We start from the raw sequence: 17,920 nt of genomic DNA, 5'->3' as shown, positions 1-17,920 counted from the left end.
CATGGCATGCAAGCATCCGAAAATCGACTGCAGCAAGAAGCGTTACCAGCCAAGCCCAACTGGCCACGCTATGTGATGTTGATACTTGCCTGCACCCTGCTTTCTACGCTGATCAGCACCTACACCACGGCAGTCAGCACCGCCACCGCGGCTCCCCTGACCGGCTTCTGGCTCAAGGCTGCCGCGCCCGGTTTCATTCTTTCCAGCTTCTGGACACTGTTGCGCTACAGCGGCTGGCTGCTGGCAGGCTGGGTGATTGATCACCGCAATGCCTTGCATCTCGCCGCCTATCACCAGGAAGAACAGCGCCGCAAAGCGCGGCTGTATATCCGGCAGATCGCCTTGCTTGGCCCGGCCTGCATGCACGCGGCAGATCGCCAGATTCTGCTCCAGGGACTACGCGCAACACCTGTCCCGTTCAGCAAGGTGTTACCAGTGCCGCAGTTTGAATCCGCGGCACCGCCCTATCTGGCTGAACCTGAATCCACCGCCGCCACAGACGACACGCAGGATGACGACGAGGCCACGTGGCTTCCTTATCCGGATACAGATGAGGAGATGGGGGATGAGGAAACCAGCGACGCAAACGACGCTGCGACAGCGCACGCTGTCACACCACTTGCTGAAATGCCCCCCATGCCGGACGACAGCCAACAAAGCCTTCCTGCCACCCATTACCTCCCTGCCAAGCTGGCCACGCTGCTGGCCGAGTGGCCTCAACCCGCCTTGAACGCCTCACTCGCCGTCTCCTGGAGTGGTAGCGAAGACACGTGGTTACGCTTTCGCCAGCATGCCAGCGAGCTGGGCATCTTTCTGACTCCCCGCCCGCATCGCTTGCACAGCCCCGAGGATATCGATGCCGTGATGGATGCGCTGCACACCCAGCCGGATGCCAGTTACCACCTGCTGGCAGGCATCGTCACGCCGGCAGCCAGCTTCGGTGCAAGCCATGGCCCACCCGCCGCCGAAGCTGCCTTTGCCATGCTGGCAAGCAATACCGGCGAAGGTGCCAGCCTGTCCCGGCCGGTGCTGTTCAGCGCGCCAGAACATCTGGCATTAGCGCAAGGCAATGCCGCACTGGCCGATCCGCCCGCATCCTTTTTCAGCCTGAACCATGACGGCCTGGCAGAGCTGTCTGCGGCAGGCTGGCAAATCGACGCCGTGGAACATGAACCTTACTGGGGCAATCCCGGTGCCTTGGGCTGCTGGATCATGACGGCGATGGCACTGGAAGCCGCGACGCTGCGACAACAACCCATGGGCTGGCACAGCCGGCAGGGCATTCAGCACTGGGCCGGTATTGCTCTGCCACCCGCATCAACCACAACAGGAGCCACCGCATGAGATTTGTCATCCGCCAAGGCTGCCGCATCACCGGACGCGGCGAAGTAGTGGAAGGCATGGTCGATGGACCGACATTGCTTGGCATTCCGGTGTCCTTCATCGGAGCCAAAGTGCGCTGTGACGTCTGCAACCGTATCGGCGTCATCGCCATGGCCGGGCCACGTGGCACGCTGGGGCAAAACAATATCAAGGGCAAAACCCTGGCACTGAGCGGTGACCTGGTACTGTGCCGCTGCCCTGTTCATCCCCGCCTCATCCACGACTGCCAGGAATGGCAGGTCGCCACCTGACCCACCAGAGGCCACCCCATGCGCAACGTTTACCAGCTGAACTTCCCCGCCCGCTTCCGCCTCGCCCCGTCCGTGCATTCCTTTCAGATTGAAGAAGCGCTGGATACGCCTTACCAACTCAGCGTGGCGGTGACATTACCCGACCGCGACCTGGCCCTCGCCCCGCTGATCGGCCTGCCGGTCACCTTCAGCATCACCCCGCAATCCACCGCACCGCCGCTGGCCATTCCCGGCCTCCCGCCACTGCTCAGCGAGGTGGCAGGCCAACGCAGCTGGCACGGCGTGGTGCGCCATGGAGAACGTGGCCGCAGCACGGCGGAGGAAACGCTGTACACCTTCACCATCGGCCCGCGCCTGGCCCTGCTGCAGGACAGTTGCACTACCCGACTGTTCCAGAACATGACGGTGGCGCAGGTCATCGAAGCGCTGTTGCGCAAACATGGGCTGGCTGGCAGCGATTTCCACTTCACCCTGACCGGCGCACAAGCCAGCTACGAACACCTCACCCAGTTCCGCGAAAGCGATCTGGCCTTTCTCAGCCGCCTGGCCGCGCAGGCCGGCATCTTCTACCAGTTCACCCAGTCCAGTGACGGCAAGGATGTCATCCAGTTTGGCAACAATCTGGAGCATTACCGCCGCGGCCAGCTGCTCAATATCCCGCTGCGCGAGCAGGCCGGACTGGAAAGTGTCGGCACCGAGGCAGTGACCGCCTTTCGCATCCGGCACAGCCCGATGCTGCACACGACACGGCGGCGCAACTTCAACGACATGGCCGCCAGCCAGCTACCCGATGGCAGCGCCGGTTTTACTGGCGAAGTGCCTGCCGCCCATGGCGAGGACTATGACTGGGGCGATGGCAATCGTGATGACGAGGAATCCGTCCGGCTGGCACAGATCCGCCACGAACTTTCCGTCAGCCGGCAATGCTGCGCCAGAGGCGACAGCAATGTCAGCCTGCTACGCCCCGGCGAAGTGCTGAAGCTGACCCACCCCTTTGCCGACGCCCCGCACGGCTGGCTGATTACCGCCGTGACCCACGCCGGCAGCCGCGATAGCGCCTACCACAACAGCTTCCACGCCATACCGGCGGATCGCGTCTGGCGACCCGCCCTTCCCCCCAAACCGCGCATACACGGCACCCTGCCCGCCAGGGTGGTGAGCCCCGGCAATAACAGCTATCACTACCCCTTCCTCGACGAGCATGGCCGCTACCGCGTGCGCTATCTGTTCGACCTGGACAGCTGGAGCCCCGGCGGTGACTCGCGCGCGGTACGACTGGCCAAACCGTTTGCCGGACGGCAATTCGGCTTTCATATGCCCATCCACGCCGGCACCATCGTCCACCTCGCCTTCAGCGATGGCGATCCGGACCAGCCCTATATCGCCGCCATCACCCATGACAGCGAGCGGCCCGACCCCATCACCAGCCAGTGGCACAGCCGCAACGTCATCCGCACCAAGGCCAACAACAAGCTGCGCATGGAGGATTTGCAGGGCAAGGAACACATCAAGCTGGCCAGCGAATACGGCAAAAGCCAGCTGAATATCGGCCACCTGGTGGATGCCGCCCGCGCGCCACGCGGCGAAGGCTTTGAGCTGCGCACCGATCACTGGGGTGCCCTCCGCGCCGGCAAGGGCCTGCTGATCAGCGCCGAAGCCAAAGCCGTGGCCGCCACGCCACAACTGGACATGGCCGCAGCGCTGCACCAGCTGGAACAAGCCAACCGGCTGGCCAAAGCCCTGGCCGATGCGGCCACCACCGCCAGGGCGCTGCCGCCGGATGTGCAGGCCCAGGTCGACCTGTTACAGCAGTCGCTCAAACAACTGGCACAGGCCGGCATCCTGATCAGCGCCCCGGCCGGCATCGGCCTCACCACTCCGCACACCATCCAGCACGCTGCCGGTGCCACTTATGCCGTCACCGCCGGCCAGCACATCAGCCACGCCGCCCTGGGCGACATCCGCCACAACGCCAACGGCGCCATCAGCCTGTTTGCCCGCAGCGGCGGCGCGCGTCTCTATGCCAACCAGGGCAGCGTGGACATCCAGGCACAAGGCGGCCCGCTGGCGGTGTCCGCCGCCAAGGCACTGCGGCTGAACAGCAACCAGCACATCACCATCGCCGGGCACGACAGCATCGAACTGGCGGCAGGCGGCCATGGCATCCGCATCAGCGCCAAGGGCATCGAGGTGTTTGGCGATATCAAGCTGCACGGCACCTTGAGTAATGAAGGGAAGGCGGGACTGGAGCACGAAGACGACAGCTTTCCGCAAACCGATTTGCTGCCAAACAAAGGCCTTTCACTTTAATGACGGAGTGACCGATGAATATCAGCCCACCCACCCTGAAGCAGGCCCAGCATGAGATGCCGGACAGCGAATGGCTAAACGCCTTATTACCCTCCACCACCCTGGGTGGCTATCCGGTAACCAGTCAATTCGAGTGGCACGGCGGCATGCATGTGCAACTTTCCGGCAGCGGTGAACAAAACAATGTCCGCGCCATCGCCAATGGCTATGTCATTCATTACCGAGACTGTGGCCCTGGCGAACTGAATCCGGATGAAGACTCGCCCTTACGACGAAATGGACTCGACACCCCCGGCTGCGTGGTGATGCGCCATGAAACAGAAATAGGTAGTGGCCGGGATGGATACGTTGTTTTTTATTCGGTTTATCAAAACCTCGGCAAATTAAGCCCGGAAGTGATGATTGCATTCCAGCAGGGAAAAATACTGGCCCGCAAGCAAATCATCGGCAAAGCGGGCTATACCGGTGGGATGAGCGGTTTTCATTTTGAAATATTCTGCAATACCGAAAACCTGAGAAGGCTGACAGGGCGCACATCCGGCAAACTGGACTTAAGTAAAAACGGCAGAGAAAACATCATCTTTGGCGATAGCCATTTTTACATCCCGCAAGGAACACCCTACTACAGCGGAGACAAAGCCCCCAAAGGCCAGAGCAAACCAGCGGGCACTACCACGCAAGATCTGTACGTCACCATGGAAATTGGCCACCGCACCGCAACACTGACTACCCGTATTTTACAAAATGGGACATTTATTACTGTGCCCAATAAAATAACTCCTCCTTACTGGAAGAATTACGACATCAATTTATACCGAATGACTAAAGATATCGGCAAACAAGTTCCCGAAGCTAGTCAAAGTACGATTTATGAATATCTACGCTACGGCCGCTTGATTTCAAAGAGCCACAACCGCGAACTTCCGGCGCACGCCAACATTTACCAGCAAATCACCACGCCACAGGGCCTATTCTGGATCAATATTCGTGACGAAAAAATCAAGAAATACAGTGATGCAGACTTTCCACACTGGCTGGGCTGGCATTTCGTTGATGATGACAAAACCCGTGACGGACTATGCCATTCCGCCTATATCCAGCAGCTGCTACTCCCCAAGGAACAAGAAAAAACCAGGCAAAAACTGATCGCCGCGTTTTCTGCCAAGACAAACACACTATCCAGATTAATTTGCCAATTCAAAAGCGAGTGGGATGGCACAAAAATTGACGAACGCTATGGCTGGATGAAAAAGGAGAGCTACCTCAACCCAAAATCAGAAGTCATGTCGGACAAAGCCTTTGATCTGTTAAAAGAAAAAATAAAGATACTGTGTTTTTGGGAGAAAATAAAGAACAGAACCGGAGTAATGACCCAAAAAATGTACTACCCGAATGAAGAATCGCATTACGACCGATCACTGGATGACAACATCTGGCACTTCCACCCACGTGAATTCATCCAGACATTTCGCAAGTGCAAATGGTTTGGCAGCTTCGAGATGGAAAATATCTTCATCCCTGCAATAGATAAAAGCAGGCCGGAAATTACACCACAATACCTTATTGCCAGATATAAAAATGCCATCAATCAAACGGTGAGCAAATACGGTTTTGACATTGGCTGGCAAACCATCCATTTCTTCGGCCAAGGCTGTGTCGAATGTGCACAACTGAGCAATATGACCGAAATTGCACAGTATCAAGATTACATCAACAAGAAGGGACTAGCCCCGGTGGAAGAATCCTTGCAAAGCCATGAAATAAAAATCGAACACTGGTGGGGGCGCGAGGCCAATGAAAAAACAGAATACTACGCTAGAGAAAGATACAACAGCAAAGGGAAATTAATAGCAAGCGGCTACAATTGGCGCAATGGCAATCTTGATGGTGATGATGCGCAAAAATTTAGAGGTCGTGGCTTCAAACAGCTGACAGGTCTTGAAAATTATTCCAAGTATTGGATTTTCAGAGCGTGGCTTGATAAAACTCTGTTCGACGAAAACTGGACCAACGACCCAGCATACCTCACAAGAAATAAGTCCAAAATGAAAATGAAACCACCAAATATTGAAAACCCAGAATTATTATCAATAAACACATACAATTGCATCGATAGCGGAGGATTCTATTTATCCTGTATAAGACAGGAAGCGAAACTGACAATGACTCACATTGACAAGTCCACGATCAAAATAATAACAAAAAAAATTAATGGTGGTGATATAGGCCTACTTGACAGAGAGAGCCATACATATCGCATCAACTATGTAATTGGAGATGAAATTGAAATGCCAGAGTCCTTCCTCCCCGTAAAATATGCAAATCGCTTCGGCTTTGCTTTCAAAATAAAGATATGAACATGAAAAAATTAAGTAAATTTAATTATTACTCCATTTTACTATTTACAACAATAATATTAACATTCAAATCACATGCAACCACCATCAATATTGAAAGCAAGCCAATTTTAAAAATAACAAGCACAATACCATCAATAAATCATGAGTTATATATTAATTTAGACAAAATAACGTGCAAAATTAACTATCCTTACAGAACAGATGCAATATCTGCAAAACTGTCTTCAGATAATGAATTTATTATTCTTAACAACGGAGCATTTACAAGCATAGCCGACCTGAAGGTCTGCGACAAAAGCGGAATTTATCTAAAAGACATTCATGAAAACAACTCCATCACTCAAGATATCAATAAAAGCACAAACCTATTAGTGTTTTATATAGACCCAACCATAGGAATTCATGATAAGAAAAGTAAATTTATCTATATTGCAGGAATAATTGTTAATGAAGAAATATATGGATACGGCATGCTTCCAGACCCATTAAAAATAAATCACAAACAATTTTTCTCACCCGATAGAAATTCCAATGTAGATTTGGATCGCTCTCTTTTTGCAGGCCCTTATGATAAAGCATTTTTCTCACCGAATGGCAAATATCTCGCATTAAAATCCAGCGCCATTTCCTGCAAAAAAGGTGCCTACCCTGGCGTATTTGAAACAACCCACTGGAAACAAGTTATTTTTAATGGCCCAAATAGCAATAAAAAATGCCGGGCATTATTTCCACAATTGAAGTAAAAGCAAATTCAAAAACCAAGCAATGCAGCGTGAAAAATCACTTTTTACAAGAAATTCAATAGCAATATCATGCTGATTGACTGCAACATGGCCTATCCGTTTGTAAAATCGCATCTTCAAAATTGAACTTATTTATGGCACCACAATAGCGATTTAGAACAATACAAATCAAGATAACACGCCAGCCGATTTCACTTTACCACCAAGGAGAGTGTTAAGTGATACGTACTCAAAAAATTAGCAGCTTGGCAATGCCATTTACAATACTTTTCAACTTGTCATCCCCATCACCTGCCAAGACCACAATAATTTTAAATACAGAACCTAACATTAAAGTACAAAACATTACCGTACAAAATGAGAACATCCAAGAAATGGAAATTATTTACAAAGAAAACACATGTCGAATAAAATTTCCATATTGGATTGGACATACATCAGCATCCATCTCATCCGACTCGAAGTTTATAATTTTAGATAGAAATGGATTTATAAAAATTTCCGACCTTGAAAACTGCGACAAAAATGACGTTGATTTTCAAGAAATCACCAACTCATTTCAATCAGCACGACTAATGGACGCCAACAGTGCGCGCAATTTAATTTTGCTATATATCAACCCAATTTTTGGAATGACGTATGAAAAGAAAAGTAAATATAGCTACATCGCAGGAGTAATTATTAATAAAGCAATAAATGGATATGACACCCTTCCAGATCCATTAAAAATAAATCACAAACAATTTTTCTCACCCGATAGAAATTCCAATGTAGATTTGGATCGCTCTCTTTTTGCAGGGCATAATGACAAGGCATTTTTCTCACCAAATGGCAAATATCTTGCATTAAAATCCAGCGCCATTTCCTGCAAGAAAGGTGCCTACCCTGGCGTATTTGAAACCACGCATTGGAAACAAGTTATTTTTAATGGCCCAGATAGCAATAAAAAATGCCGAGCGTTATTTCCGCAATTGAAATGAAATATTTTTATAAACAAAGGACATAGCCCCATGACCAGCCTGCCAACCGCCTCCCCCACCCGCCGCGTTTACTGGATACCCCTGATCCTGTTTGCAATTGGAGTGCTGGCACTGTTGCTGGTCTGGTTGTATGGGAAAACGCTGGTTCAGAGACCGACGGATGGCTTCCTGTTGCAAACCAGTCTTTTCTTCTGGGCGGTGTTACTGCCAACCCTGGCGGTGTTTGTCTGGTTGCTGCTGCTGATCCGCGGGCCTGCTGCGTTGATGGCACCGCGCCTGAGCCGTGCCAACACCGGTATGGATGGCACGACGGCCGGTCTGGATGCCGTTCTGCAATACATGCGCCACCAATATCCGGGCAAATGGCGCAGCATCAAGCCATGGGTGGCAATGCTGTTGCCGGAGAAAGCGGTATCCAGCCTGGCGGATGTTGACCAGGCCCCGGCACCGCTCTGGCTGGATAGTCCTGATGCCTTGCTGCTGCGCATCACCCCGGAACAGCCGACAAAGCTGCTGTCCCGTTTGCGTGGCCGTTGGCGGGTGCCGCTGGATGCCGTCATACTGGTGGGGCAAGCATTGCCCACCGCCGGGAGCGTGCAGCTACGGCAGCTGCTGGATTTGAATGCGCGTTGCCAGTGGCGGCTGCCGGTTTGTTTTGCTCTGACTGGCTGGACAGTGCCGCCGCAAGGGATTTCCTGTGTACTGACCCAGCCCGGCGATGCCGCACAAACGCGGGCTGATTTGCATCAGCTGGTCTGGCACAGCGCCGTTGCCGGCCAGGCAGCCTTGCTGGCGGATAAAGGTCCGGCCACGCTGGCCTTTTCCGCGGCGCTGGAACAGCCCGGTGTGATTGACGACTTGGCGGAGTCGCTGGCGCAGATCAGCCGCCACCTGCCAGACGGGCAGCACATCATTCGCCTGGCCTGGATTGCGGGTAGTGATTTACCGGATATCGCGGGCCATATGGTGGAGGACTGTGTGCAGTGTCCACCGCGCCGCCATCGCCTTACCCTGACCGACCGCATCGGCTGGCTGGTCTTGGCGCTATCCCTGCTGCTGATCCTGGGGGTGGGGGTGTCGGCCGTGCGCAATCACACGCTGCTGATGGATGCCCAGGCCCGTATTGCACAGCTGAATGCCGCCCGCAATATCCAGCAAGCCTTGCCGGCGCTGCTCAACACCCAACGGTTATTGCAGCAGCTGTCGCAGCAGGCAAGGGCGGGGATTCCGCTGCTGTCGCGCTTTGGCTTGAACCTGAATGCCAAGGTGCAAGAACCGCTGTTTGCCGCTTATGGCAAGGCGGCCAGGCAGTGGGTGATTGCGCCTGCCCAGCAGAATATGCAGCGCGTTTTGCTTGAGCTGAACAAGCTGCCGCTGTCCGGTGGTGGTGAGGCGATTTCGCTGGCCAGCAAGGTGGGATTTGACAGCCTGAAAGCCTATTTGATGCTGGATACGCCCTCCCGTACCCAGGCGGCATTCCTGTCCGATCAGCTAGGCCAGCGCAGTGGACTCAGCGATCAGCCGCGCGTGGACATCATGCGCTTTTATGCACAGCATCTGGCAGCACACCCGGAATGGAAGCTGGCGGCCCTCCCTGCCGTGGTCTCGGCAGCCCGGCAGACCTTGCTTGGCCTGAATGGAGTGGAACATGGTGACGAGACGATTTACCAGTCCATCCTGCAGCAGGCTGCCGACAAATATCCGCCCCGTACCGCCAGCAGCCTGTTGCCGGGCGTGGACAGCCGTGGCTTGTTCCTGCTGCCTGGCACCCTGCCCGGTGCCTATACCCGCGAAGCATGGGAAGGCTATGTCCGTGCAGCCATCGACAGTGCCGACCCCAAACAAGGCGGCGAGGCGCTGTGGGTGATGGGGGCTGAAGCGGCGCGCAGTGAAGGCAGCCTGCTCAAGACCCGTTTGCTGCAACGGTATTTCAATGACTACGCCGCTGCCTGGCAACGCTGGCTGAACGGCATGCGCTGGCAATCTGCCAACAGCCTGTCCAGCACGGTAGAGCAGTTGAACACCTATGCCGACCCGCAACGCTCGCCGCTGCTGGCCTTGATCAGCATGATCCAGTACCAGGGGCAGGCTGGCGCGGCGGAAAAATCCCTGGCCAGTGACTTGCTGGACAAAACCCGCGCACTAGTGGGCAAGTCCCGCGACAAGGCGGCCATGGCACAGAGCAAGCCTACCGACCCGCTGGCCCGCGCCTTTGGCCCCTTGTTGCGACTGGCCGCTCCGGATGATGTACAAACCGGCAACACCGTCAGCCTGGCGCGTTATCTGGAATCCGTCACCTCGGTGCGGCTGAAACTGCAACAACTGGCGGCCTCGCCCAATCCCGATGCGGCGGCACGGCAGTTGGCACAGGCGCTGTTCAAAGGCGAGCAGAATGCGCTGGCCCATGGCCAGGAGTACGCGGCCATGCAGGCTGCCAGCATGGGGGCAGAATGGGCCGGCTTTGCGCAGCAGCTGTTTGTCAGCCCGCTGGATAGTGCCAACCAGGTGGTGATGCTGCCTGCGGCCTTCGACATCAATGATGTGTGGCGCCGTAGCATCTACCTGCCCTGGGGGAGTCAACTGGCCGGGCGCTATCCTTTCAATGCGACGAATAACGACAGCTCCATCCCGGTGCTGACCGGCTTTCTGGCCCCGGAACAAGGGGCGATTGCCCGCTTTCTGGGTAGTACGCTGGCCGGGGCGCTGGTGCAGGAGGGCGACCAGTGGCTGCCCAGCCCCACCTTGCAGAATGCCGCACCTTTCGATGCCGACTTCCTCAATGCGGTGAATGCACTGAGCCGCCTCTCCAGCCTGCTGTATGCCGAAGGCGATGCCGGCTATCAGTTTGAGCTGCGCCCGGTTGCCATGCCGGGGCTGGCCGAAACCACGCTGATGATTGATGGCCAGGCGTTGCAGTACTTCAACCAGCAAGAAGCCTGGGTCCCCATGCAGTGGCCGCAAACCGGGCAGCACACCGGCACCCACTTGCAGTGGCTGTCGCTGGCGACCGGCATGCGGCAAACGCTGCAGTTCAGTGGCCGCTGGGCCTTTATCCGCCTCTTGGAAAAAGCCAGGGTAGTCCAACTGGACAAAGCACGCTTTCAACTGGACTTTGCCCTGCCGGACGGTTTGACCGCACGCTACATCCTGCGTACCAGCGCCGGTGAAGGACCGCTGGCCTTGCTCAAGCTGTTGCAATTCAAGCTGCCGACGCGGGTATTTGCCATCACGGGCCCGACTGCAACCAAGCCGAACATGAGCGCCACGGGCTGATTCCGCTTCCGCGACCTGAGCGTTGAACAAGCGGCGTGGCAGCCCCCTCCGCGGTGTGCTGGCCGCCCTGCCAGCCAGGGATGGCAAGCGCCTTGGCATGGCTGCCACGGCGGCCGTATTGCGCGGCATTCAGCCGGATTAGCAAGACCTGCTTGTAAATGATGTAGCCATTCCCCAGATAATTATAAGCATTTGGCATTAAGTCATGTCATGGAACTGACATTTTCAGGGTCTACACTGCGCAGCATCATCCGTCCTGAAGCAGCATGACATGTCCCTGATCAAGCGTTTATGGCTGACCATTCTGTTTACCGTGGCCAGCCTGCTTATCGTGCTGGCCGTCACCAGCCAGCAGTTGTTCTCGCTTACCCAGCATGTGGACGACTACAGCCAGCATCAGCAGCTGTCGGCCAACCTCTACCAGTTCAAGGCCGGGGTGCTGAGCCTGGCGCGGGCCGACCCCCTGCAGCCGGACACGGCCAAGCATCTGCAGCAGATCAAGCAGCAAGTTGCACGGCTGAGCGTGAATATCGCCGCCAGCCTGCCCGAAGCACAAGCCAAGAGCTTCAAGGAGCAGACCGGCCAGCTATGGCAGGAATACACCCGTAACCTGGAAAGCGCACTCACCATTGCCCAGAGTGCGCCACAGGATGCGCTGTCGATTCCGGAGCAGGCCTATCAGCAAAGCCTGGTGCCGCTGGTGGCCCTGCTCGACAAACAACTGGAACAGGCCAGCCGCAACCAGAGCAGCGAGGAAGCCGCCATGCACGGCATGCTGAGCCGGCTGGCCGTATTCATCCTGGGGCCGCTGGCGCTGGCCAGCCTGGCCGTGGTGCTGATCCAGCTGGCACTGGCGCGCCGCCTGAAATTGCAGATGGCGGCCATGGGACGGGCTGTCGATGCCCTGAGCGAAGGAAATCTGGCCTCGCGCCTGCCGGAAAACGGCAAGGACGAGCTGGCGCAGATGTCGGCGCGCATCAACCGTTTTCTCGAGCGCCTGAGCGAGCTGCTGACCAATGTGCACCAGCACGCCAGCCGCAACCAGCGCGACAGCCAGCAGCTGCAATTGCTGACCAGCCAGGCGGCGGATGCCAGCCGCCTGCAAACCGGCAAGGCCAATCTGAGCAATCAGGCCGCCGAGCAGATTGCCAGCCAGGCCGACAGCGTGGCGCAATTCATCGAACAGGCCGAGGCCGGCTCGCGCCAGGCGCTGCAACGCACCGAACAGGCACGCCAGCTGGGCAATGCCAATGCCGCCGCCATGCAGCATCTGGCCGCCCGCATCGGCATTGCCATGCAGGAAATGCAGCAGCTGAACCAGTCCATTGGCGACATCGCCCAGATCAGCACGCTGATTCGCGATGTGGCCGACCAGACCAATCTGCTGGCGCTGAATGCCGCCATCGAGGCCGCCCGTGCCGGCGAGCAGGGCCGCGGCTTTGCCGTGGTGGCCGACGAAGTACGCAAGCTGTCCGAGCGTACGGCCAGCGCCACCTCGCGCATTTTCGACAGCCTGGCCAAGGTGGAAACCGTCAAGCAGTCGCTGGGCGATGCCATCGATACCGCCGGCAAGGCCAGCCACGACAACCAGCATGCCCAGCAATCGCTGGATGCAGCGCTGAGCAGTGTGGATGAAACCCTGGCGCAGCTGGACGAGCTGATGGGCAATATCAGCCATTCGCGCCAGCAACAGAGCGAGGCCGGCAACAGCATCCGCCAGCACGGTTTCGAGCTGGCGCACCTGGCCAGTACCATCGACGAACAGATGCGCGATGCCAGCCCGGTGATGCGCCAGCTGGCAGAATCGGCCAGCGTGCTGAACCAGGCGCTCAGCTGGTTCCGCCTGCAAGCAAGCTAGGGCCTGCGCCAGCAGGCGTTTTGCAGCAGCGACAGCGGGCATGACCTGACATAAAACCGTCACAACCGCGTCATGATCTTGCCGTAGCGTGTTGGCTTTCCATTGTGGACAGCCTGCCATGTCGCTCGTCAAACGCCTCTGGCTTACCATTGCCTTCACCCTGCTCAGCCTGGTGCTGGCACTGTCGCTGACCGGTGTGCAACTGTATTCGCTGACCCATCAATTCGAACAATACCGCCAGCGCCAGGCGCTGTCGGCCCACCTGAATCAACTGAAAGCCGCCATGCTCAGCCTGGCGCGCGCCGACCCCATGCTGGACAGCACCACCCGCCAGCTGGCCGATACCAGCCGGCAAGTGCAGCAACTGCGCGGTGACATCCTGCCTGCCTTGCCGGCCGAACGGCGCGACAGCTTCGACCAGACGCTGACCCAACGCTGGGAAGCCTTTACCCGCCAGATTGCCAGCGCGCTGAAGATTGCCGAAACCTCGCCGGAAGATGCGCTGAACATTCCGGATGCCGCCTACAAGATGCACATGTTGCCGCTGATCGCCGCCATCGATCAGCAACTGCAGGCCGAGCACGATGGCCTGGCCATGGTCGAAGCCGACATGCAGGCCACGGTGGGCCGGCTGTTGTTCGCCATTCTCGGCCCGCTGGTGCTGATGGGCATCGTGGTGGTGCTGTTGCAGCTGGCGACCGCCCGCGCCCTGAAAAACCGCATCCTGATGATGTGTCAGGCTGCCGACAAGATTGCCGCCGGCAATACCGCCGCCCGCCTGCCCGACACCAGCCAGGACGAGCTTGGCCAGGCGGCCCGCCATGTCAATCTGGCACTGGACAAGCTGCTGGAGGTGATGCAGGACGTGCATGTCTCGGCCATTCATAGCGAAGGCCAGAGCCAGCAAGTCCTGGAACTGACCACCCGCGTGGTGGAGCAGACGCGCCAGCAAATCCAGTATGGCGAGCAAAGCCAGCAAGTGGCCCAGCTGCTGGCCGGGCTGAGTGCCGACATCCTGCAGCAAAGCCGCGAAGCAGGCGGCCTGTCCAGCGCGCGCCTGCAGGCCAAGCTGGAAAGCACGGTGGCCGAGCTGCAAAAGCTGGGCCGCGCCGTCGAGGATATCAGCCAGCTGGGACTGCGCATTCGCGACATGGCCGAACAGAGCAGCCTGCTGGCGCACGAGGCGGCGGTGGAGGCCACCAAGGTCAGGCGCATGACCGACAAGGAGCTGATTTTCTTCCGCCGCTCCGACGAACACTACCAGCGCCTGGCAGAGCGCCACCGCGACAAGCTGTCGCAACTGGGCAGTCGCCCGGAAGTGCTCGGCAGCCCCCAGGGTGAGACCACCATCCGCGCCAGCCACAGCGGACCGCATACCGCCCAGGCCCACGACGCCGGCTGATCCGGCCCCTGCACCATGAAAAACGGCAGCCATCACGGGCTGCCGTTGGTGTTTACTGCGTAGCGACCGGCTGCTTACAGCACAGCCAGCGCGGCATCGTAGTCGGGTTCGCTGCCGATTTCGGCTACCAGCTCGCTGTGCAGCACGGTGTTGTCGGCATCCAGCACCACCACGGCACGGGCAGTCAGGCCGGCCAGCGGGCCGGAAGCCAGCTTCACGCCCCAGGCTTGCAGGAAGTCGGCATTGCGGAAGGTGGACAGGTTCACCACGTTCTCGATGCCTTCAGCACCGCAGAAACGCTTTTGCGCAAACGGCAGGTCAGCAGAAACGCACAGCACCACGGTGTCGGCCTTGCCGGCAGCCTTTTCGTTGAACTTGCGTACCGAAGTGGCGCACGTCGGGGTGTCGACACTGGGGAAGATGTTGACGATTTTCTTCTTGCCGGCAAAATCAGCCAGGCTCACGTCGGCCAGATCGCCATTGGTCAGCGTCAGGGCCGGAGCCTTGTCGCCCTTGACCGGCAGGGTGCCTGCCACTTCAACCGGGTTACCGCGCAGGGTTACAGATGCCATCTTCATGTCCTTCAAGCAAGAGCGACCAATGCTGCGACCGGTCGCCGGGGGTGGAGATGCACTCAGTGTGGGGCCTGGCGGCAGAAAATCAACCCTGCCGTCAGTCAGCCTATTCTTCCAGTTTGAGTCCCAGCTCGTTCAGCACTTCACGCGCACTGCGGAAAGCCTCCACCGCCGCCGGGGCACCGCCATAGACGGCGCTGTGCAACAGTACCTCGCGGATTTCCACCAGGCTGGCACCATTATTGATGGCACCACGCACATGGCCTTTCAGCTCGGTGCTGCGCCCCAGTGCCGCCAGCATGGCGCAGGTGATCAGGCTGCGGGTTTTCAGGTCCAGCCCCTCGCGCTGCCAGGTGCTGCCCCAGGCATGCTCGTTCAGCCAGTCCTGCAAGGGGGCGGAAAAGCCATCCAGATTGCTCATGGCGCGCTCGACAAAGGCCTCACCCATGACCTGGGTGCGGCGGGCCTTGCCGGCGGCGCGGTCTTGTTCGCTCATGTCGCTTCCTTTCCTAAGTTGAAATCGGCCAGCCGTCTCAGGACAGCAGGCTGCCCAGCACTTGCACCAGCCGTGCGCATTCGGCATCGGTGCCAATGCTGATGCGCAGGTACTGGTTGATGCGCGGCGCAGTAAAGTGACGCACGATCACCGCCTGCTGCCGCAAGCCGTTGGCCAGCATGGCGGCATCGTGCTGCGGGTGGCGGGCAAACACGAAATTGGCCGCCGACGGTAATACCTCGAAGCCCAGCGCCTGCAATTGCGTGGTCAACTGTGCACGCGTGCGCATCACCGCCTGGCAGGTGTGGCGGAAGTAGTCGTCATCTTCGAAGGAGGCCACCGCCCCGGCCAGCGCCAAGCGGTCCAGCGGGTAGGCGTTAAAGCTGTTTTTCACCCGCTCCAGCGCCTCGATCAGCGTGGCATCGCCCACCGCATAGCCCACGCGCAGCCCGGCCAGCGAGCGCGATTTGGACAAGGTGTGCACCACCAGCAGGTTGGGATAGTCATGCACCAGCGCGATGGCACTCTCGCCGCCAAAATCAACATAGGCTTCGTCGATCACCACCACCTGGTCGGGATGATCATCCAGCAGCTGGCGGATGGCCGAGAGCGGCAACAGGCGGCCGGTGGGCGCATTCGGATTGGCCAGAATCACCCCGCCGCAGGGCTGGCGGTAGTCCTCCACGCGGATGGACAGGCTGTCGTCCAGCGGCACCTGTTGCGCCTGAATACCGAACAGGCCGCAATACACCGGGTAAAAACCATAGCTGATGTCCGGCATCAGCAAGGGCTGTTCATGCTTGAGCAGGGCCTGGAACACGATGCCCAGCACCTCATCCGAGCTGTTACCCACGAACACCTGCGGGCGACTGACACCGTGGTAACCGGCAATGGCGTCCTTCAGCTTGTCGCCGCTGGGGTCCGGGTACAGGCGCAAGCTGTCGTCGGTGGCGGCACGGATGGCCTCCAGCACCCTGGGCGATGGCCCGTAGGGGTTTTCATTGGTATTGAGCTTGATCAGCGTATCCAGCTTGGGTTGCTCGCCCGGCACATAGGGCGTGAGCTGATGGACCACCGGACTCCAGAAACGACTCATGATTCAACCTTTCCCGGCCACGCCCCGCGCAGCCTGTAGTTCATTGAGAGCGGCTAACAAAATAGCATCGCGTCCCTGATGCAAGGCGCGCCGACGCAGACAGTGCAGGGTGCGACGACGCAGTTTTTTCAGCGGCTGTTAACGTCCTGCGCTACGCGCCGACAACAACACACCACCCAGAATGGCAGCAATCCCCAGCAGGTGATAAGCATGAATGGCCTCACCCAATAGCAGCATGGACAACACGGCACCAAAGGCCGGCATCAGGTGGATGAAACTGCCAGCCCGCGCCGCCCCCACCCGCGCCACGCCCTGATTGTAAAAATGATAAGCCAGCACCGAAGGCAGGGTGCCAACGTAAGCAAAACTCGCCAGCGTGGTGACACTCAGCAGCGGCCGCCGCCCCTGGGCATATTCCAGCAAGAACAGCGGCAGGATGGCCAGCAGGCCGATGGCCACCAGCAGGGTCAGCAAGCCCAGCCGATCCAGCCCGGCGGGCAGGCCACGCAGCAAAAGGGTGTAGACGGCCCAGGCCAGCATGGCGCAGAACACCAGCGCATCGCCGTGATTGATATCCAGCGTCAGCAAGCGTGCCGGTTCGCCATGCGCCACCAGCAGCAACACCCCGGCAAAGGACAACAGCACGGCAGCCAGCTGGCCCCGGTTAAGCGGCAGCTGGAAAAACACTGCGCCCAACAGCACGATCAGGATGGGGATGAAGGAATTGAGCAATACGCCATTGGTGGCACTGGTGGACTGCAAACCCAGGTAAACCAGCGAATTGAAACTGGCAATGCCCAGCAAGGCCAGCAGGATGATGCGGCGCCAGTGTGGCTGCCACAAGGGGCGCTGCGCCAGCATGGGCTTGAGGCCGACAGGCAGCAACACCAGCAGGGCAATCAACCAGCGGCCAAAAGCCAGAGTCAACGGTGGAATGCTGGCATGGACGGCACGGCCCAAGACGAAGTTGCCAGCCCAGAACAGGGCGGCCAGGCTAAGCAGACAGTAAGCGGCAGTGTGGGAAGAACGTGGTGAATTCATGGTTTCAACCATGCCATGCCGGGCGGAAGGCTGGCAACTGTTTTGCGGCGCAACATGCATGCACTCACGCTGGCGAGCAGACCGGGATGAAGATTGCGTCTTCCCACCTTCTCTGCCGGCTAGGCGGAACTGTTTTCATGGCGGGGCTGTCC

The 17,920-nt window shown here is 57.9% G+C and carries 13 protein-coding genes; 9 read left to right on the top strand and 4 right to left on the bottom strand.

Going from position 1 to position 17,920, the window contains the following annotated elements; genetic code table 11:
• The first annotated feature begins 219 nt into the window (after positions 1–219).
• The 9 genes from JHD64_RS06365 (at position 220) to JHD64_RS06325 (ending at position 14,560) form a co-directional block, all read left to right on the top strand.
• Positions 220–1,344, top strand: a complete 1,125-nt coding sequence (locus JHD64_RS06365; protein WP_199052635.1) for a hypothetical protein — start codon at positions 220–222, stop codon at positions 1,342–1,344.
• Complete coding sequence (locus tag JHD64_RS06360; protein ID WP_059286960.1) at positions 1,341–1,634, top strand: PAAR domain-containing protein; 294 nt, start codon at positions 1,341–1,343, stop codon at positions 1,632–1,634. Before JHD64_RS06365 ends, JHD64_RS06360 begins: the two co-directional genes overlap by 4 nt.
• A gap of 18 nt (positions 1,635–1,652) precedes the next feature.
• On the top strand, positions 1,653–3,944 hold the full coding sequence (locus JHD64_RS06355) for a type VI secretion system Vgr family protein (protein WP_199052634.1): 2,292 nt from the start codon (positions 1,653–1,655) through the stop codon (positions 3,942–3,944).
• A gap of 14 nt (positions 3,945–3,958) precedes the next feature.
• Positions 3,959–6,301 carry a M23 family metallopeptidase gene (locus JHD64_RS06350; RefSeq protein ID WP_199052633.1) on the top strand — a complete coding sequence of 781 codons (2,343 nt, stop codon included), beginning with the start codon at positions 3,959–3,961 and terminating at the stop codon, positions 6,299–6,301.
• Between the two features lie 2 nt (positions 6,302–6,303).
• Positions 6,304–7,047 (top strand): hypothetical protein, encoded by a 744-nt coding sequence (locus JHD64_RS06345; protein WP_199052632.1) that lies wholly within the window; start codon positions 6,304–6,306, stop codon positions 7,045–7,047.
• Between the two features lie 218 nt (positions 7,048–7,265).
• Positions 7,266–8,027, top strand: a complete 762-nt coding sequence (locus JHD64_RS06340) for a hypothetical protein (RefSeq protein WP_199052631.1) — start codon at positions 7,266–7,268, stop codon at positions 8,025–8,027.
• Positions 8,028–8,057: 30 nt separating this feature from the next.
• Positions 8,058–11,300 (top strand): ImcF-related family protein, encoded by a 3,243-nt coding sequence (locus tag JHD64_RS06335; RefSeq protein ID WP_199052630.1) that lies wholly within the window; start codon positions 8,058–8,060, stop codon positions 11,298–11,300.
• 271 nt (positions 11,301–11,571) lie between these two features.
• Positions 11,572–13,158: a methyl-accepting chemotaxis protein gene (locus JHD64_RS06330; protein ID WP_199052629.1), complete on the top strand. Its 1,587-nt coding sequence runs from the start codon at positions 11,572–11,574 to the stop codon at positions 13,156–13,158.
• 118 nt (positions 13,159–13,276) lie between these two features.
• Positions 13,277–14,560 (top strand): methyl-accepting chemotaxis protein, encoded by a 1,284-nt coding sequence (locus JHD64_RS06325; protein WP_059285702.1) that lies wholly within the window; start codon positions 13,277–13,279, stop codon positions 14,558–14,560.
• Positions 14,561–14,634: 74 nt separating this feature from the next.
• On the opposite strand, the gene tpx is transcribed toward JHD64_RS06325, so the two are convergent.
• From tpx to JHD64_RS06305, 4 genes are all read right to left on the bottom strand, one after another.
• A complete protein-coding gene (tpx, locus tag JHD64_RS06320) occupies positions 14,635–15,132 on the bottom strand; it encodes a thiol peroxidase (protein ID WP_059285720.1) in 498 nt (165 codons plus the stop codon).
• A gap of 109 nt (positions 15,133–15,241) precedes the next feature.
• A complete protein-coding gene (locus JHD64_RS06315; RefSeq protein WP_045847912.1) occupies positions 15,242–15,631 on the bottom strand; it encodes a carboxymuconolactone decarboxylase family protein in 390 nt (129 codons plus the stop codon).
• 37 nt (positions 15,632–15,668) lie between these two features.
• Positions 15,669–16,727: a histidinol-phosphate transaminase gene (gene hisC / locus JHD64_RS06310; RefSeq protein WP_199052628.1), complete on the bottom strand. Its 1,059-nt coding sequence runs from the start codon at positions 16,725–16,727 to the stop codon at positions 15,669–15,671.
• Between the two features lie 138 nt (positions 16,728–16,865).
• Positions 16,866–17,768 (bottom strand): DMT family transporter, encoded by a 903-nt coding sequence (locus JHD64_RS06305; protein WP_059285719.1) that lies wholly within the window; start codon positions 17,766–17,768, stop codon positions 16,866–16,868.
• Positions 17,769–17,920: the final 152 nt, after the last annotated feature.

Origin of the sequence: Aquitalea sp. ASV15 (genome assembly GCF_016429115.1) — a bacterium.
Taxonomy (GTDB): domain Bacteria; phylum Pseudomonadota; class Gammaproteobacteria; order Burkholderiales; family Chromobacteriaceae; genus Aquitalea; species Aquitalea magnusonii.
This window is presented reverse-complemented; position numbering and strand designations above follow the sequence as displayed.

Coding starts and splice junctions, on each gene's coding strand:
- JHD64_RS06325 (WP_059285702.1), top strand. CDS start 13,277: ATGTCGCTCGTCAAACGCCTCTGGCTTACCATTGCCTTCACCCTGCTC.
- JHD64_RS06315 (WP_045847912.1), bottom strand. CDS start 15,631: ATGAGCGAACAAGACCGCGCCGCCGGCAAGGCCCGCCGCACCCAGGTC.
- JHD64_RS06355 (WP_199052634.1), top strand. CDS start 1,653: ATGCGCAACGTTTACCAGCTGAACTTCCCCGCCCGCTTCCGCCTCGCC.
- JHD64_RS06330 (WP_199052629.1), top strand. CDS start 11,572: ATGTCCCTGATCAAGCGTTTATGGCTGACCATTCTGTTTACCGTGGCC.
- JHD64_RS06305 (WP_059285719.1), bottom strand. CDS start 17,768: ATGAATTCACCACGTTCTTCCCACACTGCCGCTTACTGTCTGCTTAGC.
- JHD64_RS06335 (WP_199052630.1), top strand. CDS start 8,058: ATGACCAGCCTGCCAACCGCCTCCCCCACCCGCCGCGTTTACTGGATA.
- JHD64_RS06360 (WP_059286960.1), top strand. CDS start 1,341: ATGAGATTTGTCATCCGCCAAGGCTGCCGCATCACCGGACGCGGCGAA.
- tpx (WP_059285720.1), bottom strand. CDS start 15,132: ATGGCATCTGTAACCCTGCGCGGTAACCCGGTTGAAGTGGCAGGCACC.
- JHD64_RS06345 (WP_199052632.1), top strand. CDS start 6,304: ATGAAAAAATTAAGTAAATTTAATTATTACTCCATTTTACTATTTACA.
- JHD64_RS06350 (WP_199052633.1), top strand. CDS start 3,959: ATGAATATCAGCCCACCCACCCTGAAGCAGGCCCAGCATGAGATGCCG.
- hisC (WP_199052628.1), bottom strand. CDS start 16,727: ATGAGTCGTTTCTGGAGTCCGGTGGTCCATCAGCTCACGCCCTATGTG.